Here is a 24,108-nt window from a genome sequence, read left to right as displayed (position 1 = left end):
CACGGTCGGTCGTGTGCTGTCTGCCGACCATAACAAAGTGAAACTCGACTGTGAATTGTACCGGCGTTCGGTATCATGAGAGACACAGAGCCATCGCACAGGAAACGGGGAGGACCAACACCCGCGCTACCGAAACCGTCGCTACTGCTGGTGACGACGATGCTGATCGTGGGCATGACCGCCGCGACCGCTGGGGCGGCGGCAGGGGGAGCCGCCCAGGCGACCGAGCAAGAGGTCGGGGACGACCTCCCGGTGACGGAGTGGTGTGACGACGGGACGAACTATCTACTCGTCGAGAACCCGACGACCGAAGCCGTAGACGTGAGCACGGCCTGGACGGGGGACGGTGACGACGCGACCTCGATCCAGGTCGAGAGCGAACGGTTCTCGGAGGCGGGTGCTGAAGCCGATGCGCAATCGGCACGGACCCAGCTTCGGACCGACGTCGACACCGACGCTACGGGCACGACGTACACGCTTACGCTCACCGTTCCGGCCGACGGCTACCTGCTGTTCGTCGACCTACCGGACGGGGCGTACGAATTCTCGACGGAAAGCGAGGACGCGACGCTCGAGCGAACCGAGATCGAACTCGAGTGCGAGACGGCGGCCGACGACGGGAGCGAGACGGAAAGTACGGTCGACGACGTCAACGTCGACGTCGACGTCGAGATACCGCCCGCGGTGACCGAGGGAATCGACGCGTACGAAGACGAGATAGCAGCGGTCGAGTCCAGCGGTTCGTTCCTCGTGCTGTCGGCCGATTCGGATCTGAAGCACGTCACGAAGTATGTCATCACGCTCGAGACAGTGGACGTGACTGACGCGGTTACGGGCCTCGAGAAGGTCGACGAGGACGCAAAGAAAGGTGATAGCGTGAAGAAAGTAGACGAACGAGCCGTCGCCGAGCAGAAAGACAAAGGAAAAGTCAGCGTCGAAGATCAGGGAAGCGACGAGAAACCTCTCGAGAAGAAAGCTGAGAAAGAGCCCGCTGAGGAGAAGATCGAGAAAGACGACAAGAAAGAGTCCGCTGAGAAGAAGATCGAGAAAGACGACAAGAAAGAGTCCGCTGAGAAGAAGATCGAGAAAGACGACAAGAAAGAGCCCGCTGAGGAGAAGATCGAGAAAGACGACAAGAAAGAGTCCGCTGAGAAGAAGATCGAGAAAGACGACAAGAAAGAACCCGCTGAGGAGAAGATCGAGAAAGACGACAAGAAGGAGCCCGCTGAGGGGAAGTCCGAGAAAATCGGGAAGAAGTCCGCCGAGGAGAAAACCGAGAAAGACGACCAGAAGAAGCCTGCTGAAGAGAAGACCGAGAGAGACGATCAGAAGAACGACGACGAGTACGATGAGAAGGACGACAAAGAGGGTAAATCCGTTGAAGACTCCCCGGAAAAACGGTAACGGGGACGACGAACTCGAGATCGCAACCGAAATCGACGAGGAACCCGAGGGCGCGATGGAGAAAATCGAGGAACCGACGTCGACCTGATCACTCGCGATCGATCCCGTTTTTTGTAAAGCGGTGGACCGTGAGGGGAGCTTCGTAGCGCCCGGAGTCGACTCGGATCCGTTCCGATACCGCCCCAATACGGCGGACAGCGCCGCTGTAGCCGTCACGGCTGGAGACGAAAACGGGGCGAGGCGGCGACGAGCCGTAATGACTCATTGCACGAAAGAAGTGACTTTTTATCCCGTCGCTACGTGCCGCGGCATATGCGCGTCGCCGTCGTCTCGCTGGAAACGGTTCACCACCGCGATACCGAGACGAACTGGCGACTGCAGACGGTCCTCGAGTTGCTTCGGGACGCCGGCCACGACGTCCACGTCTTCTGCGCGCGGTTCTGGGACGGCGACGGCCGGACGTTCGAGCGCGACGACGTAACCTACCACGGGCTCGCGGCGCACGTCGACGCCCGGCACTCGTTCGTCGCGCGGCTCCCGATTGCCCTCGCCTCCCTCGGCCCGGACGTCGTCCACGCGGGCGAGCGGCCGCCGAGCCAGGTGCTCGCCGCGAGTTGGGGCGCGACCCTGGCCCGCGTGCCCTTCCTCCTCGAGTGGTACGGCGACGACGCGCCCGCGAGCGACGGCTGGACCGACTGGGTGACGCGGCGGGCCGATCGGCTCGTCGTTCCGTCGGAACTCGTCGCGACCTGGGCCCGGGAACGGGGCGTCGACGGCGACGACATCGAAGTCGTCCCGAACCCGATCGACGTCGACCGTATCCGGGACACCTCGGCGGGCGACGCGGTCGACGTGATCTACGCACGGCGGCTCGACGAGGGGGCGAACCTCGAGAGCCTCCTGCTGGGGCTGGCCGAACTACGGGACCGGGAGTGGACCGCGACGGTGATCGGCGACGGCCCCCGGCGCGAGGAGTACGAGGGGCTGGCGAGCGACCTGCGGATCGACGACCGGATCACGTTCGCCGGGGAGTGTTCGCTCGAGGAGCGGATCGCCGCCTACCGCGGCGCACACGTTTTCGCCCAGACGGCCGAACACTGCGTCTTCCCGACGGAGATGCTGCGGGCGCTCGCGGCCGGCTGTGTCGGGATCATCGAGTACCACGTCGACTCGAGCGCCCACGAACTCGTGGAGGGGTGGGACCGCGGGTTCCGGACCACCAGCGAGGAAGAACTGGCCGACGCCATTCTCGAGGCCGGCGACCTCGAGCGCCGCGAGTTCGACGAACGGTTCGCCGACTACGACCGGGACGTCGTCCGGGACCGGTACCTGACGATCTACCGGTCGTTACAGGAGTCCAAGGGCCTGTTCTGAGCGACGGGCGGGAGCCGAACGTGGGATCCGAAGCGCCTCCGGACCGTACACGTAGAGGTACTTATATGTCGGTCCGCGAGATGTCTCGAGTATGGGTGACGACAGCATCGACCGCGACTGCGAGTTCTGCGAGATCGTCGCCGGCGACCGGGCGGCGAACGTCCTCTACGAGGACGAGACGACGATCGCGTTCCTCGACGACCACCCCGCAGTGACCGGCCACAGCCTGATCGTTCCCCGCGCCCACGAGGGGGAAGTGCTGACGACGGGCGATGCGTCCGGCGTCTTCCGGACGGTCCGGATCGTCGCCGCCGCGCTCGAGGAGGCACTCGAGCCCGAGGGGTTCAGCGTCTTTCATACGAGCGGTCCGCTCGTCGGGACCGTCGACCACGCACACGTCCACCTGCTGCCGCGGTTCGAGGACGACGGGGTCTCGCTGTCGCTGGCGCGGGATCGGCTCCGAGACGACGAGGCCGATCGGCTCACCGCGGCGGTTCGGGCGGCGATCGACACCGACGACGGCCGCCCGTAGCCGTCGGCCGCCGACGTCGTAAGCGTTAGAGGTCGAACTTCGCGGCCGCGGTCTCCATGTCCTTGTCGCCACGGCCCGAGAGGTTGACGAGGATCGTCTCGTGGTCGCCCTCCTCCGCGAGCTGGATCGCCCGGGCGACGGCGTGGCTGGACTCGAGGGCCGGGATGATCCCCTCGGTCTCGCTGAGTTCCCGGAAGGCGGCCAGCGCCGCGTCGTCGGTGATCCCGGTGTACTCACAGCGACCGACCGCGCGGAACATGGCGTGTTCGGGGCCGACGCCGGGGTAGTCCAGCCCGGCCGAGACGGAGTGGACGTCGACGTCGTCGTCGATGACGCGCGTTTTCATCCCGTGGATGACGTCGTCCGTGCCGCTGGCCAGGGGCGCGGCGTGCTTGCTCGAGTCCGCACCCTCCCCGCCGCCTTCGGCGCCGTAGAAGTCCACGTCGTCGTCCCGGAACGCGTGGAACAGGCCGATGGCGTTCGAGCCGCCGCCGACGCAGGCGACCGCGGCGTCGGGCAACTCGCCCGTTCGCTCGAGGAACTGGTCGCGGGCCTCCTCGCCGATGACCGACTGGAAGTCACGGACCATCCGCGGGAACGGGTCCGGCCCGACGACGCTGCCGACGAGGTAGTGCGTGTCGTCGACGTTCTCCGCGAAGTCCTCGAGGGCGGCGTCGACGGCGTCGGCCAGCCCCTCGTCACCCCGGGTCACTTCGTTGACCTCCGCGCCCATCAGGCGCATCCGGAAGACGTTCATCTCCTGGCGCTCGACGTCTTTCTTCCCCATGTAGATCTCCGTCTCGAGGTCGAACAGCGCGCCGGCCATCGCGGTCGCGACGCCGTGCTGTCCGGCTCCGGTCTCGGCGATCAGCCGGTCCCGCCCCGTCCGCTCGGCGAGCAGCGCCTGGCCGAGGACGTTGTTGATCTTGTGTGCGCCGCCGTGGAGGAGGTCCTCGCGTTTGAGGTAGATGTCGGCCCCGTAGCGGTCGCTCAGGTTGGCCGCGTAGTACAGCGGCGTCGGCCGGCCGGCGAACTCCTCGAGGTGGTCCCGGAAGTCGGTCTGGAACGCCTCGGTGGTCGCCACGTCGTCGTAGGCGGCCGCCAGTCGCTCGAGGGGCTCCTCGAGCGGTTCCGGAACGTGTCGGCCCCCGTATTCGTCGAACGCCCCCGTCTCGTGTGCACCGTCGGACATACCTGGGGTGTGGCGGTTCACCGTAAAGTAAGTTCCGCGGGTCGCGGTTCGGGACGAAGAGAGACGATCGCGTCGGTGCAACCCCGACCGGGGTAGTATCCGCTCGTTGGCCGGTGATAAGCGCAATGCCGACGGGAGCGCGGCGGCCGTCCCCGAGGTCCGGTCTCGAGTGGTCGGCACCCCGAATCGGCACCTCGAGCCGGGACGAAGCGCCGAGAGTCACGAACCGAATTGGGCTACCGCTCGGCGACGACCGGTTCGCCGGGTTCCGTGTCCGTGGTCGTGGCCCGTTCGTTTCCGTCGCCGTCGCCGTTCGCTTCCCCATCGACCGCTCCCGTCGTCGGGATGGCGGAACCGTCGACGAACGCCCGGGTCCGTTCGTGTTGCGGGTTCTCGAAGAACGTCTCCACATCGTTGGCTTCGACGACCTCGCCGAGGTAGAGGAAGACCACGTCGTCGGCGAGCCGGCGAGCCTGGTCCATACTGTGGGTGACCATGACGATCGTGTACTCCTCTTTCAGGTCTGCCAGCGTCTCCTCGACCGTCTCGGCGGAGACGGGGTCCAGCGCCGAGGTGACTTCGTCACACAGCAGGACCTCGGGCTCGACGGCCAGCGATCGCGCGAGACAGAGCCGCTGGATCTGGCCCGTCGAGAGCTCCGCCCCCGGTGCATCGAGTCGGTCCTCGACTTCCCCCCAGAGGTTGACCTTCCGAAGGTATCGCTCGACGCGCTCGTCGAGGTCCGCCTTCGACTCGTAGTCGCCGTGGATCCGCAGGCCGTAGGCGACGTTCTCGTAGATCGACAGCGGCAGCGGCGTCGGCTCCTGGGGGACGTAGCCGATCCGTCTGCGGATCTCCGGGACCGGTTCGTCGGCGTCGTAGACCGACTCCCCGTTCAGCCGGACGTCGCCGCCGATCTCGACGTTCGGCTGGATCTCGTGGAGTCGGTTGAGCGACTTCAACAGCGTCGACTTCCCACAGCCCGACGGGCCGATGATGGCAGTCAGTCTGTTCGCGGCGAACTCGAGGCTGACGCCTTTGACGGCCTCGACTTCGCGGTTTCCGGTGTACGTTACGGCGAGGTTCTCGGTGGTGAGCGTCGCGTTCGTCGTGGGTGATGTCATCGTCATCGGTATCGTTACGAGTGTCTCCCTCCCGGTGCGAATCGAGCGTAGCGGCCGGCCAGCAGTTTCGACGCGAGGATCAGTCCCAGCACGGCGACGATGAGGACGAACGACGCCGCGTACGCGTGGGATCGGACCTCGGCGTTGAACGACATCGCCTGGTCGAAGATCAACACGGGCAACGTCGTCGCCGGCTCGAAGGGGCCGGCGGGCATGTTCGTGCTCCGGCCGGCGGTGAACAGCACGGTGGCGGCGTCGCCGATGCCGCGGGCGAATCCCATGACGATCCCCGCGACGATGCCCGGCAATGCGGCCCGAACGGTGATCAGCGCCGTCTCGAACCGCGTCGCGCCGAGCCCGTAGGTCGCCTCGCGGACGGTGTCGGGCGCGGCACGCAGCGCCTCGTCGGTGTACCGCGTCATGATCGGATACTGGAAGATCGCGATGGCGACGATCCCGAAGAACAGGCTCGTCTGGGCGCCGACGGCGATGATCACCGTCAGCACGAACACGCCGTAGACGATCGGCGGCGTCCCCCAGAGCACGTTGAGGAACATGTTCACCGTCTCGGAGAACCGCTCGCTCGAGTAGTCGCTCTGGAGGTAGATCGCCGTGGAGACGGCCAGAATCGCCGAGACGACCGTCGCCGGGCCGACGATGAACACGCTCCCCAGGACGGCGTGGAAGAAGCCGCCCTCGGCCTCGAGCATGTATCGCGACCCCGGCGGCGTGACCGCGATCGCGGGGTCGGTAATGAACACCCGTCCGCCGCGGTAGATCGTCACGGCGACGACCAGGACCATCACGGCGACGACGAGCGCCGCCGCACCGCGGGCGAGCCAGCCGAACAGGCGCTGTCTGGCGTACCGGTCCAGGACCATCAGTACTGCCACCTCCGTCGGAGCCGGCGGCGGACGACCATCGCGCCGAAGTTGAACAGCCAGACGACGACCACGAGCAGCAGTCCGACGAAGATCAGCGCCGACTGGGTCAGCGGCAGGCTCATCAGTTCGCCGAAGTCGTTGACGATCAGCGTCGGGAGCGTCTGGCCGGTCGCGAGCGGCGATTCGGGAAGCTGGGTCTGGCCGCCGATCAGCATCGCCGGCACGATCGTCGCGCCGAAGACCCGGCCGAAGCCGAGCAGGACCGCCGAGAAGATACCCGGCCCCGCGGCACGGAGCAGGACCGAGCGGATCGTCTCCCACTTCGTCGCGCCGACGCCAAGCGAGGACTCACGGAGTTCGTCCGGCAGCGCCTCGAGGGACTCGACGGCCAGCGAGATCATGAAGGGGGTGACGACGATGGCCATCACGAGACTGACCGTGAAGATCCCGAGCCCGGTCGCGTCCGATCCCACGGCCGGCGCGAGGTAGTCGCCGACGAAGGGGACGACGACGAGCAGGGCGACGAGCCCGAAGATGACGCTCGGGATCGCCGCGAGCACGTCGATGAACGACGAGACGATCGTCTTGGTCCGCCCTTCGGCGTACTCGGCGATGTAGATCGCCGCGAGGATCGCGATCGGCGTCCCCATCGCCATCGAGAGCAGCGTGACGTAGACGGTGCCGACGATCGCCGGCAGGAACCCGAACTCGTTGTGCGCGGGATCCCAGTTCGACGAGGTCAGCGCCTGGACGACCGAGTACTCGGCGAGCAACGGTAGCGACTGGTACAGCAGCGTCAGGACGATCAGGGCGAACAGCGCGACCGCGAAGTAGCCGGCGCCGCCGAACCAGTAGCCGCTCAGCCGCTCGGCGAGCAGCCGTCGACCCAGGCGGCTCGAGCCGTCGGCCGCCGATTCCGTTTCGGTCGAACCCGTCATCGCTGGGTTCACGGCCCCTCGGCCAGATTCTCCCGTGCCTCCTCGAGCCGCTCGTCCTCGAGCGGCACGTAGCCGTTCTCCCTGACGTACTCCTGACCGTCGGTGAGGACCCACTCCACGAAGTCGTAGGCCTCGTCCTCGAACGGGCCGTCAGAGGCGAGGAACATCTCGCGGGCCGGCGGGGCCGGGTACTCGCCCGCCTCGACCGCGGCGAGGAACTCGTCGCGGGTCTCGTAGAAGTCCTCCTCCTCGGAGAGCCCCTCGCCGTCCCGGTCCAGCGGGACGGGCCGGATATCGCCCTCGAGTTCGCCGCTCGAGAGGTCGTAGACGTAGTTGATGTTGTTCAGCGAGATGGCGTTCTCGTTGCTGCCGACGGCTTCGGCGACCGGCTGGTCGCCATTGTGGTTGGCGTCGGCGAGCTCCTCGAGTTCCGACTCGGTGTACGCGCCGTCATCGCCGGCGAGGAAGTCGCCCCACTGCTTGTACGCGGCCGAAGCGTCCGAACGGCCGTAGACGGTGATCTCCTCGTCGACGTCCGCGTCGACCAGGTCGCCCCAGTTGGTGATCTCCTTGGTGAAGACCGCCTCGAGTTGCTCGCGGGTCAGGCCGTCCTCCTGTAGCGCCTCGAGGACGGGGTTGTCGACGTTGACCGTGGCGACGACGGTGTCGATGAGCATGGGGACGGCGAACAGCCCCTGGTCGATCTCCTCGGGTTCGGGCTCCCGACCCATCATCGCGATGTCGACTTGGCCGTTGAGGACGTCGGAGACGCCGACGCCGGTGCCGCCGCCGGAGATGTCGAACGAGGCGTCCGAGCGGTCCTCGTACATGTCCGCCCAGACTTCGACCATCGGCAGCGGCCCGACGCCCCCGGAGATGCGGACGGTGGTACCGCCACCGCCCAGCGAACCGGTACAGCCCGCCAGCGAAGCAAGAGAACCGACGCCTGCGAGACGAAGCACGGAACGACGCGAACAGTTCCTGTCCATGAACTGTCCCACACTACTGGCGATATCCTTGTATCATCACCTCCCGCTGCAATTATTTGGCGTTCAACCCGAAAGGGGCAACACTCTCCGACGGCGGAAGCCGGGGCCGACCGTGGCCTCGGGAAACGGCGACGGCCCGGCCCACCGGCAGTCGACCGGCTCGAGCGGGCACACGTCGACACACGCCCACGCGACGAACGAGGGTCGCGATTGCAACGGCTCGAGGACGGGTACAAAATTTGCACGCGACGGTGACGGGCAGGGTTCGCTCAGAACAGCGCGGTCAGCACGGCGAGCGACAGCCCGCTCGCGAGCACGAGCGCAGCGAGGACGACGAGCACGGGGGTCAGGCCGGTGCTCCGGAGTTCGGCGAGTTCGATCTCCGTCCCGAGGCCGACGAACGCGAGGACGAACAGCCAGTTGTAGGCGTTCTCGATCGAGGCCTGCTGGGCGGGCGAGAAGACGCCCGCGCTCGAGAGCGCGACGAGCGCGAGGAACCCGAGGACGAACTTCGGGAACTCGTCCCAGAGGAGCCGCGGGGAGAGGCCGGCCGTGGCTCCGTCGGCGTCCGCTCGAGCGTAGTAGCTCGCGTAGCCGACGACCACGAGCCCGATGAGGGCGTTGCGGGCGAGTTTGGTCATCGTCGCCCACTGGCCGGCGGCCTCGGAGTGGGCGAACCCGACCGCGACCACGGGCCCGGTCGAGAACATGCTGACGCCGGCCCAGACGCCGAAGACGACGTCCGAGAGGCCGAGCAGGTCGCCGACGATGGGGTAGACGACGACGGTGATCGCGTCGAACAGCAGGATCGTCGCCGCAGCGTACGCGATCTCGCCCTCCCTGGCACGGATCGCGCCGGCGACCGCGACGATCGCCGAGACCCCGCAGATGCTGCTGCCGGCAGCGAGCAGCGAGCCCAGCCGCTCGGAGAGGTCGGCTCCGGTGACGGTCCGCGAGAGGAGTTCGACCGCGACAAGCGTCGTGGCCGTCACCCCGACCACCACCAGGAGGACGACCCCGCCGACCTCGAGGATCTGCTCGAGGGTCAGCGACGCGCCCATGAGGACGATGCCCGCGCCGAGCCAGAGCTTGTGGGTCGCGATACCGGGCGCGAGCCGATCCGGGAGGCCGACCGCATTCGTCAGCAGGAATCCAGCGCCGATGGCGACGAGAAGGTGGTTGACGCCGACGACCAGGCCGACGCCCCGGGCGAACAGCGCGCCGAGACAGAGGACGGCGAGTCCGGGGAGGAAGCGACGGAGGGGCACGCGTCTCACGCTCACCAGGGGATCTGAAGATCGAGCGCGACGGTCACGGTGACGATCGCGGCGCCGACCGCGACGCTCCGCCAGTCGCGCTCTATGGACTGCCACTGAGCGCGTGCCGCTGCGAGCCCTGCCCGTAGTCGATCGATCGCCATTCGTACGGAGCCTCCGGTGTGGCGTATTTACGGTTGTCGATCCGCGCCGTCGGGCGGAACCATCACCGGCAGGCCGGAGGCCTACCACTGTCGACGACGTACCGTCGATATGGCCGACGACCACGGGCGAACTCCATCAGAACGGGGCCCCGAAGAGCACCTCAAACGCGTCCGGGAACGGCTCCAGCGGGCGACCGACGGCGCGGACCGGACGGTAAAGTCACAACTCGAGTCGCTGACCGCGGGCGTCTTCGAGCAACAGGACGGTCACCTCACCCAGTCCGAGCCGGGACCCAAGGACGAGCGAATCGCCGAAATCGCGGAGAAACTCGACGGGCTGGCGGCCGAGGCGTCGGGGGAGACGACCGAACACATTCGGATCGCGCGCGACCGGTGTCTCGAGTACATAGACGAGAGCGACACGTAGGCGCGCAACCGGGGATCGGGATCAGCGGTCGACGCTCCCGAGCACGATGTCCAGGCTTCCAAGCGAGGCGATCAAGTCCGGAACGTACCCGCCTTCGGCCATCTCCGGCAGCGCCGAGAGGTTGTGAAAGCAGGGGCTGCGGATCTTGAACCGGGCCGGGGAGTTCGTGCCGTCCGATCGGACGTAGATCCCGAGTTCACCCTTCGCCGACTCGACAGCGCGGTAGGTCTCGAGGTCCGCGTCCGGTTTGAGGGTTCGCGGGACGTTGCTCTGGACGGTCCGCTCGTCCTCGGGCCAGTCCTCGAGCAGGTCGAGACACTGCTGGATGATCTTGGCCGACTCCTCGACCTCCTCCATTCGACAGAGTACTCGCGCGTGGTTGTCACAGCCGTCCCGGGTGACGACGTCCCAGTCGAGGTGCTCGTAGTAGCCGTAGGGGTCGTCCCGCCGAACGTCGTAGTCGACGCCGGAGCCGCGGGCGACGGGGCCCGTACAGCCGTAGTCCTTGGCCACCTCGGGCTCCAAGATGCCGGTGTTCACCGTCCTGACGCGGAAGATCTCGTTCGTGACGATGAGGTCGTGGTACTCGTTGATCTTCGCGGGCAACTCGTCGAGGAAGTCCCGGCACTTCTCGAAGAACTCCTCGCGGGGTTCGGGCAGGTCCCAGCAGACGCCGCCCAGCCGGAAGTAGTAGAACATCATCCGCTGGCCCGTCAGGTCCTCGAGGATGTCCTGGACGACCTCGCGGTCGCGGAACGTGTACTGGAAGATGGCGGTGAACTCGCCGAAGACGTCCAGCGCGAAGGTTCCCAGCGCGAGGAAGTGCCCGAGCATCCGTCCGAACTCGGTCGCCATCGTCCGCAGGACCTGGGCGTACTCGGGGACCTCGATATCAGCGATGTCCTCGATCGCGCGGGCGACGGCCCACTCGTTGGGCAGGTTCGCGGTGTAGTCCCAGCGATTGGAGTAGGGGATGATCTGGTGGCGGTAGGTCCCCTGCTGGCACATCTGCTCCTCACAGCGGTGCAGGTAGCCGATGTCGGGTTCGACGTCCGCGACGGTTTCGCCGTCGAGGATCGTCTTGAGGTGGAGCACGCCGTGGGTCGCGGGGTGGTGAGGACCGATGTTGAGTAACATCGTGTCCGACTCTCCGCCCGATTTCCGGTGGTCCTCCTCCAGGGGGTTCCGGTGTTCGGCGTACCGGATGACCTGGGGCTTCTGTTGGTCGTATCCCAGCGAAAGCGGGTGGCCCTGCCAGGACTCCGGGAGCAGGATGCGCCGCAGATCCGGGTGGCCCTCGTACTCGATGCCGACGAGGTCGTAGGCCTCCCGCTCGTGCCAGTCGGCCGTCCGGAAGACCGGTTCGGCGCTCTGACAGACGGGATCGTCCGTGGGTAACTGGACGACCAGCGTCACCTCGTGGCTGCGCCGGTCGTACTTCGTCAGGTGCAACAGCGACTCGTAGCGGTCGTCGTACTCCTGGGGCGTGATACACGATAGATGGTCGAAACCGGCCTCCTCGCGCAACAGCGTCAACACCTCCTGGACGTCGTCGGGCCGGATCACGAACGCGGGCGCGTTCTCGTGGTCGTCCCTGCCGAGCGCGTACTCCGACAGCAACTCCTCGAGACGGCTCTCGTCGACGCCCTCCTCGCGGCGATGGTCGTACTCGGGGTCGATGCTCGGTCGTTCCCGGTCGCGCTGTGGTGTCTCGCTCATGTCGATCGCCGACGCGCCAGTGCCAGCAGTTGGCGCGGTTCGTGCCACCGTACGGCTGTCACGGAAATGAGGGTTTTCCGCGCTCGAGGAGAGTGTCACCGACGCGAATAAGTGTCTCGGAACTCCTCAGCGGCCCGAATAACCGCTTCCCACGGCATCCACGGTGGGCTATCGAAACTGATCGCGTCGCTCGGCGACGGGGGAGAATACCGCGTGTAAAGTTTCCGGACGGAGTGTCGACCGCCGGAGACCGGCAAAACGAGTGTGTCGGTCGTCGGTCACGACCCGTTCGAGACGAGCGGGGTCGGCGGCCCGGCCGGACGGCGGACGCGTCGATCAGGCGTCCTCCGCATCGGCCTCGTCCTCGCCGTCCTCCCCGTCCGTCCAGTCTTCGCTGGCCTCCTCGCGGTCGTTCCCGTTCGATTCGGACTCGTCGTCCGGCTCGACTTTCATGTGGGAAGCGTCCTCGTCGGGCGTCTCCTCGGGTTCGATCGCGTCGGTCTGGGCCGGCTGTGCCTGCTCCGGGTCCGGGCCGGTCGCCTCGGAAGCTTCGTCGGCCATGGCCGAATCCGAGACGTCGATCTCGACGCTCTCGTCGTCCTCGGTCCGGCGCGGGTCCAGACCTTCGTCGCCGCCCGGCCTCGAGCGTGGCTCCGCCCCCTCGTCGTCGGTAAATTCGACGTCGGTCCCGGCGTCAGAATCCTCGTTCGCCAGGGAGTCGCTCTCCGAACGGGGGCCGCGTCCGTGGTCGGGACGCGTCCCTGCTGCGTGAGCCTGATCCGAGACCTCTTTGCCGTCGGTACCGTCGTCGACGTCGTCGAGGTCGGGTTCGAACGTTCCCGATCCCGATTCCGACTCGCCCCTTTCCCCGGCTCGTCCGAGTCCGTAGGCGAGCAGTCCCGCTCCACCGGCGGCTTTCGGGATGGCCCGGAGCTGTCCGCGGCCCAGCGACCGCAACGCCGAGAGCAACAGGAGCCCACCCCCGGCTGCGGCCGCCGCGTTCGCCCCTCGAGGGATCCGGTCCCCGAGTGCAGCCGACGCCACTGTGTCGATCGGTTCCGCAGCGTCGATATCCCCGATCGGGCTCGGTGTGTCGCTCGAGACGTCGGGTATCGCGTCGTAGTCGTGGTCGTGATCGTGATCCTCAGTCATGGAAACCCTCTCGTTGTACGCTACGCTCCCTACAGCCGCCGGACGGTTGAAGTTTGGACCGGCAGATGAATAGTCTCGGAACGCCCCGCTCGAGCGGCGAGCGGGCAGCCGTGCCGCTGGCGAGCGGGAACGGGGTCGGGAACCGTCGGAAAAGCGAACGGAGAGAAGAGAGCGAGAAGCGGAACTCGGCTCAGGCCTCGAGCGCCAGCCCGGCTTCCCGAAGCGCCTCGTCGACGGAGAGATCGTCGTGGACGACGCCGGAGACGGCCGTCGCGATGGCTTCGGGGTTCTCGTGCTGGAAGATCGAGCGGCCCATCGAGACGCCGGAACCGCCGGCGTCCATCACGCCCCGGACCATCTCGATCGTCTCGCGGTCCGTGCCCTTCGAGCCCCCGGCGATGACCACCGGGAGTCGGGTCGACTCGACGACGTGCTGGAAGCTCTCGGCGTCGCCGCTGTAGCCGGTCTTGACGAGGTCGGCCCCGAGTTCCTCGGCGAGTCGGACGGCGTGACCCAGCGCCTCGGCGTCCTCGGAATCGACGCCGGGCCCGCGGGCGTAGGCCATCGCCAGTACGGGGATCCCGAACCGGTCGGCGGCCTCGGTGACCTCCGCGAGCTGGGTGATCTGGTCGGGCTCGTGGTCGGAGCCGACGTTGATGTGGAAGGAGACGGCGTCGGCACCGGCCCGGATGGCCTCCTCGACGGTCCCGGTCATGCGCTTGTCCCGTTCGTCCGGGCCGATCGTCGTCGAGCCGTTCAGATGGACGATGTACCCCTGTCCGTTCTTGTTCTCGTGGACGCGGGGGGCGATTCCCTTCTGCGTGAGGACGGCGTCGGCCCCGCCGCGGGTGACCCCGTCGATCGTCGATTCGATGTCCTTCAGCCCCTGGACCGCACCCATCGTGATGCCGTGGTCCATCGGGACGATGACGTAGTTACCGTCCGTACCGATCCGCTCGAGTCGTGCCTGTGTTCCTGTGGTAGTCATTGCGAGAGTGTAGCAAGCTCGTAGTTATGGCTGTTCTGGTTCCGGTGCATCTTCCCCATCGACCGTGAGGGAGTCCGCGCCCCGACGCGCGCCGCGCTTGAGCTCGGCGGCCTTGGCCTCGAGTCGTTCGGCGGCCGCGCCGGTATCCGAGCCGTGCTCCGCGATGATGTCGACCAGCGCGCTACCGACGATGACGCCGTCGGCCCCGGCCTCGACGATCTCGGCCGCGTGATCGCCCTCGCTGACGCCGAAGCCGACCGCCTTCGGGACGTCGTACTCCTCGAGGCGCGCGAGGCTCTCGTGGGTCGCCGACGAGACGTTCGCCCGGGCGCCGGTGGTCCCGAGGCGGGCCTGGACGTAGGCGAAGCCCGAGACCTGCGACATGATGTCGTCGAGACGCTGACCCTCGGTGGTCGGCGCGATGATGAAGACGAGATCGAGGCCGTGGTCGTCGCAGGCGGCCCGCAGCGGGCCGGCCTCCTCGGCGGGCAGGTCGGGGACGATGATTCCCGACAGTCCCGCACCGGCCGCACGCTCGACGAAGGGACGAACCTCGGGCTTGTCTCGCGGCTTCGCCGCTCGACCGTCCGAGGCGCGTGGCGCCTCGCTTCCCCCATACTGGAGGATCATATTGTAGTACGTCATCACCAGCAGCGGGGCCTCCGTCTCGAGGTCGTCGACCAGCTCGAAGAACCCCTCGGGGGTCGTGCCGGCCGCGAGCGCGCGGTTGATCGCCGCCTGGATCGTCGGCCCCTCGGCGATCGGCTCCGAGAAAGGAAGCCCGAGTTCGATCAGGTCCGAGCCGCCGCGGTCCAGGGCCTCGACGTACTCCTTGGTGTCCTCGAGCGAGGGATCGCCCGCGGTGATGTAGGTAATGAGCGCGGGGTGGTTCTCGCGGATGGCGGCCTCGACGTCGCTGTCGTACTCGTTCTCGGTTACTGCGTCACTCATGCATCGAACACCTCCACGTCCGGCGCGGCCTCGAGATCGCGCTTCTCGGTCTCCTCGAGCACCGTCTCGAGGTCCTTGTCGCCCCGGCCGGAGACGTTGACGACGACGAGGTCGCCGAGTTCGTCCGTGTGCTCGTCTCGCGGGCGCTGCCCGCTCGACGTATCCGCGGCGGTCCCCGCCGCGCGCTCGAGATAGCCCAGCGCGTGACTCGACTCCAGCGCCGGGATGATCCCCTCGAGGTTCGACAGCCGGTGGAAGCCGTTCAGCGCGGCGTCGTCGTCGACGTTGACCGGCGTCACGCGGCCGGTCTCGACGAGGTGTGCGAGTTCGGGGCCGACGCCGGCGTAGTCCAGGCCCGCACTGACGCTGTGGGACTCGACGATCTGGCCCTCCTCGCTCTGGAGGAGTTTCGTCATCGCGCCGTGGAGGACGCCGTCGGTCCCCGTCGAGAGCGTCGCGGAGTTGGGCGCGAGTCCCTCCTCGGCGTCGATCTCGAGGCTCGAGCCGCCGGCCTCGACGGCGTACAGATCGACGTCGTCGTCACGAACGAACGCGTGGAACGTCCCCATCGTGTTCGAGCCGCCGCCCGCGCAGGCGACGACGCTGTCGGGGAGCCGACCCGCCTCCTCCCGGATCTGCTCGCGGATCTCGTCGCCGATGACCGACTGGAAGTCCCGCACGAGTTTCGGGAACGGGTGCGGGCCGACGATCGAGCCGATGACGTAGTGGGTGTGCTCGACGGTGGTCGCCCAGTCGCGCATCGTCTCGTTGATCGCCTCCTTCAGGGTTCCCGACCCCGCAGTTACGGGGTTGACCTCCGCACCGTTCATCCGCATCCGGTAGACGTTCGGCCGCTGACGGTTGATGTCCGTCCGGCCCATGTAGATCTCACAGGGCATGTCGAGGTGGGCCGCGGCCATCGCCGTCGCCGTGCCGTGCTGGCCGGCCCCGGTCTCGGCGATGATCCGCTCTTTGCCCATGTACTTCGCCAGCAGGACCTGTCCGAGCGCGTTGTTCAGTTTGTGTGCGCCGCCGTGAAGCAGATCCTCGCGTTTGAGGTAGATCTCGCGGTCGTATCGTTCGCTCAATCGATCCGCGCGCTGCAGCGGCGTCGGGCGCCCACCGAAGTCCCGCATCCGCTCGTGGAACTCGTCCATGAACCCGTCCTCGTTCTCGAGCACGTAGCGTTCGTAGGCGTCCTCGAGTTCCTGCAGGGCGGGCATTAGCGCCTCGGGGACGTACTGGCCGCCGTAGTCGTCGCCGAAGGTGGCGTCGGCGTTACGCTCCCGTTCCCGTTCTCGCTCTCGCTCCCGGTTCGATTCGTGCGTCCGTTCGTGATCTCCCGTGCTCATGCGTTCTCACTCTCGTCGTGTGTCGTCTCCGCTGTGGCGGTCGCGGTCGTCAGCCGTCGCGTGTTCGCGGCGACATCGACCTCGTGGTCCGCACCGTGGTCCATGATCGCGCTCCCGACCAGCAACGCGTCGGCACCAGCGGCCCGCATCCGGCGAACGTCCGCCGGACTCGAGACGCCGCTCTCGGCGATCAACGTCACGTCCTCGGGCGCGTGTGGCGCGACGGACTCGAAGGTCGCCAGATCGACCTCCAGTCGCGCCAGGTCCCGGTTGTTGACCCCGATGATCGCGGCCCCGGCCTCGAGGGCGGCCTCGAGTTCCCCCCCGTCGTGGACCTCGACGAGCGGCTGGAACCCGCGCTCGCGGGCCGCCGAGACGAGCCCCTCGAGATCGTCGACGAACCGTGCGATGACCAACACGAGGTCGGCCTCGACGACGTCTAGGTGTGCTTCCCGAAGGAGGAAGTCCTTGCGCAAAACGGGGACGTCGACCGCCTCGCGAACACGCCGGAGCGCGTCGGTCGAGCCGCCGAAGTGGGACGGTTCAGTGAGCACCGAGATCGCCGCCGCGCCGCCGTCGACCATCGCCTCGGCGAGATCGACGGGGTCGGCCTCACGAGTCCCCTCGGCGGTCGGGCTCGTTGGCTTCACTTCGGCGATGACAGGGACGCGCCCGTCGGCCTCCGCGCGCTCGAGCGCTTCGGGCAGCGAGCGCGAATCGACGTCGACGCGCTCGTCGCCGCCCGGCCGCTCCCGGGCAGTCTCGAGGATCGACTCCACCGCGGGAGCGAGCGCCGTATTAGAGGTCATTATTGTACATCGACGTACTCATATGTACAAAAGCCTTGCGCATCCTCGGCTCCAACGGCCGGCGGGACCGGCGAATATTCATGCCCGTCCCCCGTATCCCGGCGCATGGAGGACGTTACCGACGCCGGCATCTACGCGCGGGAATCGTCGTATCTCGACCGTTACGTCCAACTCGGCGCCGCCAGCGGGCGCGTCCTGAGCGTCTCGTTCCCCGAGGAACCCGACGAGCAGGCCACCGAACCCGCGGAGGGGGACCAGCCCGTTCTCGATCGGCTCTTCGAGTACCTCGAGGGCCTCGAGGAAGTGACGTTCGGAGACGTACAGGTAGCACTGACCGTACCGACCGACCAGCGGGCCGTCCTGGAGCAGGTTCGCGAGATTCCCTACGGCGAACAGGTCGGCGTCGAGGCGCTGACGCGGATGACGCCGGGGCTCGACTCGGACGACGAGGACGACCGAATCCAGGTCCGGACGGCACTGGATGCGAACCCTGCTCCGATCCTGATCCCCGATCACCGGGTACGCGACGGTCCCAGCGCCGCACCGCCGGCCGTCGAACAGAAACTCCGCTCGCTCGAGGGGCTGTGACCGCGTTCGGTTCCCGGCGGCTCACTCCTCGAGCAGATCGATCAGTAGCTTCGACTCCGCGGATCGCAGGCGCTGTGAGAGCGCGGACTTCGACATCTCGAGCCGATCGGCAAGCGCCTCGAACTCGATAGTTCGGGGTTCGTCGTAGTAGCCAGCAGCGATCGCGACGCTGAGTACTTCCTCCTCGCGGGCGGTCAGTAGCGAGAGGTCGGCGGTCCGTACGTCGGTAAACTCCGAGGAATTCGACCGCGTCAGCCGGCGCAGCGACACGCGACCGACCACCTCGCGGAGGTCAGCAATCAGTTCCCGGAGAGCCTCCCGATCCGCGGGGAACGTCGTCACGACGACGCGCCCATCGTCGACCGAACTGAAGTGAGGAACACACTTGTGGCGATGAAACGCCGAACAGACGCACTGCTCGCGGGACGAGAGGTCGGTCTCGAGTTGGGTAACACCGTCGTCGTCCTCACAACAGGAGACGACGTAGCAGGTGTCCCCGTGGACGTGGTGGTCCAGGAGGGCTTCCTCGTCGTGCTCGGCGATCGGACACCCGGTCTCGCTGAGATCGAACTGAAGTTCCGCACGAAGGTCTCGTTGTCTCTCGTCGGAGACGGCGGGCTGCGTTTCGCGCACGTTACTCGTCATACTCCACAGTCGGCAGCCCCGTCATAAGGCTTCGCGTCTCGCTCCTATTTAGCAGGAATGACCGTTAATCTGTAAACTCGATTCCGACTCTAGCGATCAATCGTGTGGTAAAAGATGTCAAAATATCTCAAATGGTAATTTTTGTCGGCGGTTCGGCTCCGGCCGGACGGGACACCCGTCGACGAGCGACGATCCCGTCCGACGACGGGCAGGCTGGATCAGCGCTGCTCCGCGCTGATCGCGGCCTCGGTCGCCGTCGCCAGCGCCTCGTAGTAGGGCTCACGCGTCTCCGCGCGCACCCGCTCGCAGAACTCCCCGGTCCACTGGCGGAGGTGTTCGTCGAGGAACTGCTCGCAGGCGTCGACCTCCCCGCGCTCGAGCAGGTGTGCGACGAACTCGAGTTCGGTCGCGATGTGGTCGGGCAGGTCGGGCCAGTCCGGCTCGAGGCCCAGATCGTAGGCGCGATACCACTCGACGGCCGCGCGGGTCGTCGGCCCCAGCACGTCGCCGTCGTCGCGGTAGACGCTCTCGTAGGGCGGACACGGTGGGTCACCGGGACCGACGAACAGCCGTGCGTGTTCCGTCCGAAGGCCCGTAACGTCCGTAGTTGCGGTCGAGGAGTCGACCTCCTCGAGCAGTTCGGTCGTCACCGCGTCGACCACGTCAGCGGTCGGTTGCCGCCAGCAGCGGGCCAGCATCGCGTAACCGGTGGCCAGTTCCGCGGCCGCGGGTTCCGTTTCCGCCCGTTCGGGACGCGCGCCGCTCATCGGCGATCACCGTCGGTCCCGTCGACGACGTAACCGCCATCCGCGACGGCCGCGTCCGGTGGCGTTTCAGCGTCGGACTTCTCAGTTTCGCCAGCTTCGACGGCCGAGGGTTTTCGGCCGCCGGGCTGGACGGGCAGGAACCGCAGGCCGAGCGTGACGATCATCGCACCGACAGCGACGATGCCGAGCGTCACCAGCAACTCGATCAGCGTCGGCGTGTAGCTGCCGACCGTCGCCCAGACGTCGGAGCCGATGCCCGTGTAGTCAGTACCGGTCGTAACACCGGGGGAGGCGTCGATGTTCAGGTCACGGTAGCCCGTGAAGATCAGGTACACCCCCTCGAAGAGGATGCCCACGATCGCCGCGACGCTGGCCGCGAAGACGACGCCCACCTTCCGCCGCCAGGACGGCACGGCGAGCAGGGCGATCGGCACCGCGCCGCCGACGACCGTCCACAGCCAGAAGTGGACCGTGTCGCCGACCAGAAAGGCGCTCGTGATCGACCAGAACTCGAAGTTCGCGGCCCACGCGTGGGGCAGCCGCTCGGCGGCCACCAGGTAGACGATGTGGACCGCAACGAAGATGCCGAGTACCTTCCCGAGTTCCGGGACCAGCTCGCGAGGCATCCGGAACCGCGTGACTCGGTCGACGACGATCGCCGTCACCAGCAACAGCGCCAGTCCAGACACCAGCGCCTTCATGATGAACATCGGCGCGACCAGCGGGTTGAACCAGTCGCCGCGGCCGATCTGGGTCGCGAAGATCCAGCCCGTCACCGAGTGCAACGCGATCGCCAGCGGCATCGCGACGGCGGCCGCCCAGAAGGCGAGCTTTCGGTCGCGCTCGCGGCCTGCGGGAGTATCCTCGACGCCGAACGCCAGTTGCGACCCCATCTTCGCGAGGTCGCGCCGGGTCAACAGCCAGAGGTAGCCCACGTTGAACAGCCCATAGAGGAGCACGATCCCGAAGTCCCAGACCATCGGCGACCGGAAGTCCGGCGAGGTCAGGAACCCGGTGACGCGACTCGGCTTGCCCAGATCCGGCAGGATCAACAGTCCGGCGACGACGATACAGCCCAGGCTCACCAGCACGCCCAGCGCCGCCAGACTGTCGTAGCGCTTCGAGTGGAAAAACTTCGGCGCGCTCGAGATGATCAGGCCGCCGGCCGAGAGGCCGATGAAGAAGACGAACAGCATGATGTACAGCCCCCAAGAGAAGACGTTGTCCATGCCGGTGACGGCGAGCCCGCGGCTAAGCTGGTAGCCCCAAGCGGCGAGGCCCGCGACGATGACGATCCCCAGCAGAGCGAGCCACGCTTTCCCTCGGGTGCCGAACTGCGGGACGACGACACCGGAATCCCGTCGGGTACTCATTCGCTCTCACCTCCGTCGGTTGCGACACCGTCAGGGTTGCCGACTTCCTTCTTCTCGGTCCCCTCGAGTTCGTTTCCGTGTCGCTTCCGACCGGGGGTCATGTCGCCACGAACGTAGTAGGTGTTGGGGTCGGTCTCTAGCTCCTCGAGGAGTTGATCCGTTTCGTACTTGTTGATGTACCGCGAGACGGTGCTTTCCTCGTCGTCGAGGTCGCCGAAGATCCGGGCGTCGGCTGGGCAAGCGACGGTACAGGCTGGATCGAGGTCCTCCTCGACCCGGTGGCTACAGAACGTACACTTCTCGACGACGCCCTGTTCGCGCTGCTCGACGTTGCCCGTGCCCTCGGCAGGGAGCGTCTCCGGCTCGTCGTAGTTGAACACCCGCGCGTTGTACGGACAGGCGCTCATGCAGTAGCGACAGCCCATGCACTTGTCGTAGTCGATCGCCACGATGCCGTCGTCGCGCTTGTAGGTCGCGTTGACCGGGCACACCTTTACGCAGGGTGCGTTCTCACAGTGCTGGCACGCCATCGGCAGGTGGTTCATCGAGAGTGTTCCGTCCCGACCGTCTTCGGGGTACTTGCCCTCCGGCGTATCCATCGAATCCCCGCCCTCGGTGAGGATCCGGTTCCACTGCTGGTCAAGCGAGACGTTGTTCTCCTGGCTACAGCTCACGGCACAGGCGTGACAGCCGATACACCGCTCCAGATCGATTACCATTCCGTAGTTCGTCATTGTGCATCACCTTCGCTGGGGTAGTCGCCGAGCCAGTCGGCTGACTCGGGATCGGTGTACATGCTCGTGTCCACGTCGGGCGCGGGTTCGATCTCCGCACGGACGTCGTAGAACGCGAACGTCGGCGCGAGATCGTTGACTTCCATGTGGGTGAGGTCCTGCAAGCTTCCCTCGACGAAGTCCTCGGCCCACCAGCCCTGATCGATGTTGATCAGGCCCGGCTGCATGCCCTCGTTGTACTCGGCGCGCACGACGACCTCGCCGCGATCGTTGTAGACGCGGACGTAGTCGCCCTCGTCGATCCCGCGTTCCCGGGCATCGGACGGGTGGACGTCGAGGGTCGGCTCGGGGTTCATCTTCCGGACCATCGCGTTGTCCGCCCACTGGGAGTGAATCCGCCACTTCGAGTGTTTCTGCATGAACATGAGCGGATACTCGTCGGCGAGCTCGTGGTCCTCTGCCGTCCGGTCCTCGATCGGGCGGGGGAGGTCGAGGACCGTCCCCTCTTCCTCGACTGGCTGGTCCTCGTCGTAGATCTCGATCCGGCCGGTGTCGGTCGGGAACGGATCGGTGTATTTGACGACGTCGACGTCGATTCTGACGTTCCCTTTCTCGCGCAGTTCGTCGAAGTCGAACCGGTCGTCGTTCGACGCGATTTTCTCCAGTTCACCGCGCTTGTCGTCCAGGAACAGGTCTTCGTATCCCAGTTTCTCCGCGAGATCGTTGATGATGTAGTAGTCGTCACGAGCGTCCCACAGCGGATCGTGGGCTTTCGCTCGATACGAGATATGTGGGTGCGATCCCCAGGCGTCGGTAATGTCCTCCCGCTCGAACCAGTGGGCCGCCGGCAAGAGGATGTCCGCGTGCTGGACCGTCGGCGTCCGGTGGATGTCCGCCATCGCGAACATGTCGACGTTCTCGAGCAGGTCCATCCAGCGCTGGCGATCGGGGAACTGGTTGACCAGCATGTTCGACTCCATCCCGTAGATCGCCTTGATCGGGTACGGCTCCCCGTTCTCGAGTGCATCCGGAACTTCGTGCATCCGGAGGTACTGGGCTCCTTCGGCACCCTCGGGGCTTCCATAGTCGCCGCTCGAGAGCGAAGCGCCCAACGGGTGCTGGGCGTGAATAGTGCCGGATTTCCCGTAGTCGCCGGTCAACGCGAGCAGGATCGCGTACGTCTGCCCGAACACGTGACCGTACTTGTACCGGCCAAGCGCGTAGCTCGAGGCGATTCCGCCGGGACCTCGAGTTGCTAACCACCGAGCGGCGGTTCGAATGTCCTCCGCATCGAGCTCCGCGACGTCAGCGACGGTTTCGGGCGAATACTGCTGGACGTGGTCCTCGAGCAGCGTCAGTCCCGTCGTCGCTTCGATGCCGTCGACCTCGTACTGGCCGAACAGTTCGACGTCGGCGTAGGTATCGGGCTCGAGCGGAACCGGCTCGCCGGTTTCGGAGTGAACGCCGACGACGCGATCGTCGTCGCTGTCCTCGATGTCACCCATTCGGAGCAGTTCCTCGGTATCGTTCCGGACGAGCGCGCCGGCAGTCGTTCGCTCCCGGAGGAACTCAGCGTCATAGATCCCCTCAGTGAGCACCGCGTTGATCATCGCGAGTGCCAGGTGCGTGTCTTTCCCGGGCTTGATCGGCAGCCAGAGGTCGGCCTTAGCGGCCGTCGTCGTATAGACGGGATCGACGACGACGAGTTTGGCGCCGTTTTCCATTGCGTCCAGCACCTTCGACGCGTCGTTCTGGAACTGGCTCGCCAGCAGGTCGGAGCCCCAGACGATGATCGTGTTCGCATTGACCCAGTCCTCGGACTCGTTCGTCGGAGGTAGGAAGTACCCGTGTCCGGTAACGCGGTTGAAGCCCATACCGACGTTGGAGTCGATCGACCACCCTTGCTGGGTGCCGCCGAACATCGACGCGAGGCGACCGAAGATCGTCGTCCCCATACCGTTGTCGCCGGAGCCCGTGTGGAAGAAGACGCTCTCGGGGCCGTACTCCTCGCGGACCCGGAGCATTTCCTCGGCGACGTAGTCAAGCGCCTCGTCCCAGGATACCTGCTCGAACTCGGCACCCTCGCCGCGGCCTCCGGGGTTCGGATCGCCCGGCGACCAGTCGCTACGTACCATCGGGTACTTCAGCCGTTTCGGGCTGTAGACCCGCTGGACGTGGGACTGACCCAGAAGACACCCGCGTCGATACTGTTCGTCGTCGGTCATCTGGGGTTCGACGAACTTGATCTGTCCGTCCCTGACGTGGACGTTGAGCGGGCACTTCCCGCGACAGTTCGGTGCACACGCCGTATTGAGGACCTGCGTTTCGTCGAACAGCCCGTCGACGGATCCGCTCGTTGCGTCTCGAGTGAGCGAGTCGAGCGTTTGTTTGCCACCGATCCCCAGCACCCCAGCGGCTGCTCCAGCCGAGAGCAATACGGACCGTCTGCTCACTCCTGATTCAGTCCGCTCTTCCTGCTTACTCATCGTCGTCACCCCCCTCGAGCGGCCGGTCGTCGACGCCGAACTCCTCGAGGACGGCGTCGTGATATTTCTCGTGGAACTCCGCTTCCGACATGCGACCCGCGCTGACCCGCACGGCGTCCCTGCTCATCTCCTTGCCGAGGTCCGTATCGTACGGACTCTCCTCGAGGAGGTCGTCGGCCGTCTCCTCCCAGACCGCGGGATCGACGCCGACGGCGTCCTCTTCGATCGGTTGCTCGTCGTCTGATGTTCCCATCGTCGGC

The 24,108-nt window shown here is 66.5% G+C and carries 24 protein-coding genes; 5 read left to right on the top strand and 19 right to left on the bottom strand.

The features are described from left to right. Positions 1-159: 159 nt before the first annotated feature. The 3 genes from BM113_RS02850 to BM113_RS02840 all read left to right on the top strand — a co-directional run bounded on the left by BM113_RS02850 (position 160) and on the right by BM113_RS02840 (position 3,310). On the top strand, positions 160-1,404 hold the full coding sequence (locus BM113_RS02850) for an AAA family ATPase (protein WP_177209081.1): 1,245 nt from the start codon (positions 160-162) through the stop codon (positions 1,402-1,404). A 312-nt stretch (positions 1,405-1,716) separates the two neighbouring features. Beyond that, a complete protein-coding gene (locus BM113_RS02845; protein WP_089785150.1) occupies positions 1,717-2,778 on the top strand; it encodes a glycosyltransferase in 1,062 nt (353 codons plus the stop codon). Positions 2,779-2,869: 91 nt separating this feature from the next. Next, positions 2,870-3,310 (top strand): HIT family protein, encoded by a 441-nt coding sequence (locus tag BM113_RS02840; protein WP_089785149.1) that lies wholly within the window; start codon positions 2,870-2,872, stop codon positions 3,308-3,310. Positions 3,311-3,335: 25 nt separating this feature from the next. Here BM113_RS02840 and trpB (BM113_RS02835) read toward each other — a convergent pair whose 3' ends face one another. The 7 genes from trpB (BM113_RS02835) to BM113_RS22180 form a co-directional block, all read right to left on the bottom strand. Further along, on the bottom strand, positions 3,336-4,502 hold the full coding sequence (gene trpB, locus BM113_RS02835; RefSeq protein ID WP_089785147.1) for a tryptophan synthase subunit beta: 1,167 nt from the start codon (positions 4,500-4,502) through the stop codon (positions 3,336-3,338). 236 nt (positions 4,503-4,738) lie between these two features. Beyond that, positions 4,739-5,632, bottom strand: a complete 894-nt coding sequence (locus tag BM113_RS02830; protein WP_089785145.1) for a phosphate ABC transporter ATP-binding protein — start codon at positions 5,630-5,632, stop codon at positions 4,739-4,741. 8 nt (positions 5,633-5,640) lie between these two features. Then, positions 5,641-6,501: a PstA family ABC transporter permease gene (locus BM113_RS02825; protein WP_089785564.1), complete on the bottom strand. Its 861-nt coding sequence runs from the start codon at positions 6,499-6,501 to the stop codon at positions 5,641-5,643. Between the two features lie 5 nt (positions 6,502-6,506). Beyond that, positions 6,507-7,448 carry a phosphate ABC transporter permease subunit PstC gene (gene pstC, locus BM113_RS02820; protein ID WP_089785143.1) on the bottom strand — a complete coding sequence of 314 codons (942 nt, stop codon included), beginning with the start codon at positions 7,446-7,448 and terminating at the stop codon, positions 6,507-6,509. 8 nt (positions 7,449-7,456) lie between these two features. Then, positions 7,457-8,437 (bottom strand): PstS family phosphate ABC transporter substrate-binding protein, encoded by a 981-nt coding sequence (locus BM113_RS02815; protein WP_089785142.1) that lies wholly within the window; start codon positions 8,435-8,437, stop codon positions 7,457-7,459. Positions 8,438-8,706: 269 nt separating this feature from the next. Continuing rightward, positions 8,707-9,705, bottom strand: a complete 999-nt coding sequence (locus tag BM113_RS02810; RefSeq protein ID WP_089785141.1) for a YeiH family protein — start codon at positions 9,703-9,705, stop codon at positions 8,707-8,709. An 11-nt stretch (positions 9,706-9,716) separates the two neighbouring features. Then, complete coding sequence (locus BM113_RS22180; RefSeq protein ID WP_177209080.1) at positions 9,717-9,857, bottom strand: hypothetical protein; 141 nt, start codon at positions 9,855-9,857, stop codon at positions 9,717-9,719. Positions 9,858-9,966: 109 nt separating this feature from the next. On the opposite strand from BM113_RS22180, the gene BM113_RS22560 reads away from it, so the two are divergent. Next, a complete protein-coding gene (locus tag BM113_RS22560; protein WP_245757960.1) occupies positions 9,967-10,284 on the top strand; it encodes a DUF7553 family protein in 318 nt (105 codons plus the stop codon). Positions 10,285-10,305: 21 nt separating this feature from the next. On the opposite strand, the gene BM113_RS02800 is transcribed toward BM113_RS22560, so the two are convergent. The 6 genes from BM113_RS02800 to trpC form a co-directional block, all read right to left on the bottom strand. Then, positions 10,306-12,003: an NADH-quinone oxidoreductase subunit D gene (locus tag BM113_RS02800; protein WP_089785139.1), complete on the bottom strand. Its 1,698-nt coding sequence runs from the start codon at positions 12,001-12,003 to the stop codon at positions 10,306-10,308. A gap of 336 nt (positions 12,004-12,339) precedes the next feature. Next, the gene (locus BM113_RS02795) at positions 12,340-13,155 is read right to left on the bottom strand and encodes a hypothetical protein (protein ID WP_089785137.1); all 816 of its coding nucleotides are present in this window, start codon (positions 13,153-13,155) and stop codon (positions 12,340-12,342) included. A 190-nt stretch (positions 13,156-13,345) separates the two neighbouring features. Next, a complete protein-coding gene (locus BM113_RS02790; RefSeq protein ID WP_089785135.1) occupies positions 13,346-14,143 on the bottom strand; it encodes a 2-amino-3,7-dideoxy-D-threo-hept-6-ulosonate synthase in 798 nt (265 codons plus the stop codon). Positions 14,144-14,167: 24 nt separating this feature from the next. Further along, positions 14,168-15,094, bottom strand: coding sequence for a tryptophan synthase subunit alpha (gene trpA / locus BM113_RS02785; RefSeq protein ID WP_089785133.1), 927 nt, complete (start codon positions 15,092-15,094; stop codon positions 14,168-14,170). Then, the gene (gene trpB, locus BM113_RS02780; protein ID WP_089785131.1) at positions 15,091-16,446 is read right to left on the bottom strand and encodes a tryptophan synthase subunit beta; all 1,356 of its coding nucleotides are present in this window, start codon (positions 16,444-16,446) and stop codon (positions 15,091-15,093) included. The genes trpA and trpB (BM113_RS02780) overlap by 4 nt, the downstream gene beginning before the upstream one ends. Continuing rightward, entirely contained in the window at positions 16,443-17,255 is an 813-nt protein-coding gene (trpC, locus tag BM113_RS02775; protein WP_089785129.1) for an indole-3-glycerol phosphate synthase, read from the bottom strand. Before trpC ends, trpB (BM113_RS02780) begins: the two co-directional genes overlap by 4 nt. Before the next feature lie 105 nt (positions 17,256-17,360). Between trpC and BM113_RS02770 the strand changes: the two genes are divergently transcribed. Then, positions 17,361-17,843: an MGMT family protein gene (locus BM113_RS02770; RefSeq protein ID WP_089785127.1), complete on the top strand. Its 483-nt coding sequence runs from the start codon at positions 17,361-17,363 to the stop codon at positions 17,841-17,843. Positions 17,844-17,864: 21 nt separating this feature from the next. Here the strand turns inward: BM113_RS02770 and BM113_RS02765 are convergent, their stop codons facing one another. From BM113_RS02765 to BM113_RS02740, 6 genes are all read right to left on the bottom strand, one after another. After that, positions 17,865-18,488, bottom strand: a complete 624-nt coding sequence (locus BM113_RS02765) for a helix-turn-helix domain-containing protein (RefSeq protein WP_089785125.1) — start codon at positions 18,486-18,488, stop codon at positions 17,865-17,867. 218 nt (positions 18,489-18,706) lie between these two features. After that, a complete protein-coding gene (locus BM113_RS02760) occupies positions 18,707-19,255 on the bottom strand; it encodes a TorD/DmsD family molecular chaperone (RefSeq protein ID WP_089785123.1) in 549 nt (182 codons plus the stop codon). Further along, complete coding sequence (gene nrfD, locus BM113_RS02755; protein ID WP_089785121.1) at positions 19,252-20,628, bottom strand: NrfD/PsrC family molybdoenzyme membrane anchor subunit; 1,377 nt, start codon at positions 20,626-20,628, stop codon at positions 19,252-19,254. Before nrfD ends, BM113_RS02760 begins: the two co-directional genes overlap by 4 nt. Continuing rightward, positions 20,625-21,362, bottom strand: coding sequence for a sulfate reduction electron transfer complex DsrMKJOP subunit DsrO (gene dsrO / locus BM113_RS02750; RefSeq protein ID WP_007139893.1), 738 nt, complete (start codon positions 21,360-21,362; stop codon positions 20,625-20,627). The genes nrfD and dsrO overlap by 4 nt, the downstream gene beginning before the upstream one ends. After that, entirely contained in the window at positions 21,359-23,848 is a 2,490-nt protein-coding gene (locus BM113_RS02745) for a molybdopterin-dependent oxidoreductase (RefSeq protein WP_177209079.1), read from the bottom strand. The genes dsrO and BM113_RS02745 overlap by 4 nt, the downstream gene beginning before the upstream one ends. Continuing rightward, a complete protein-coding gene (locus BM113_RS02740) occupies positions 23,841-24,101 on the bottom strand; it encodes a 4Fe-4S ferredoxin N-terminal domain-containing protein (protein WP_010546512.1) in 261 nt (86 codons plus the stop codon). The genes BM113_RS02745 and BM113_RS02740 overlap by 8 nt, the downstream gene beginning before the upstream one ends. Between the last annotated feature and the right edge of the window lie 7 nt (positions 24,102-24,108).

The organism is Natronobacterium haloterrestre, assembly GCF_900112205.1.
GTDB lineage: Archaea > Halobacteriota > Halobacteria > Halobacteriales > Natrialbaceae > Natronobacterium > Natronobacterium haloterrestre.
The sequence above is the reverse complement of the archived record's forward strand: the minus strand, read 5'-3'. Positions and strand labels throughout refer to the sequence as shown.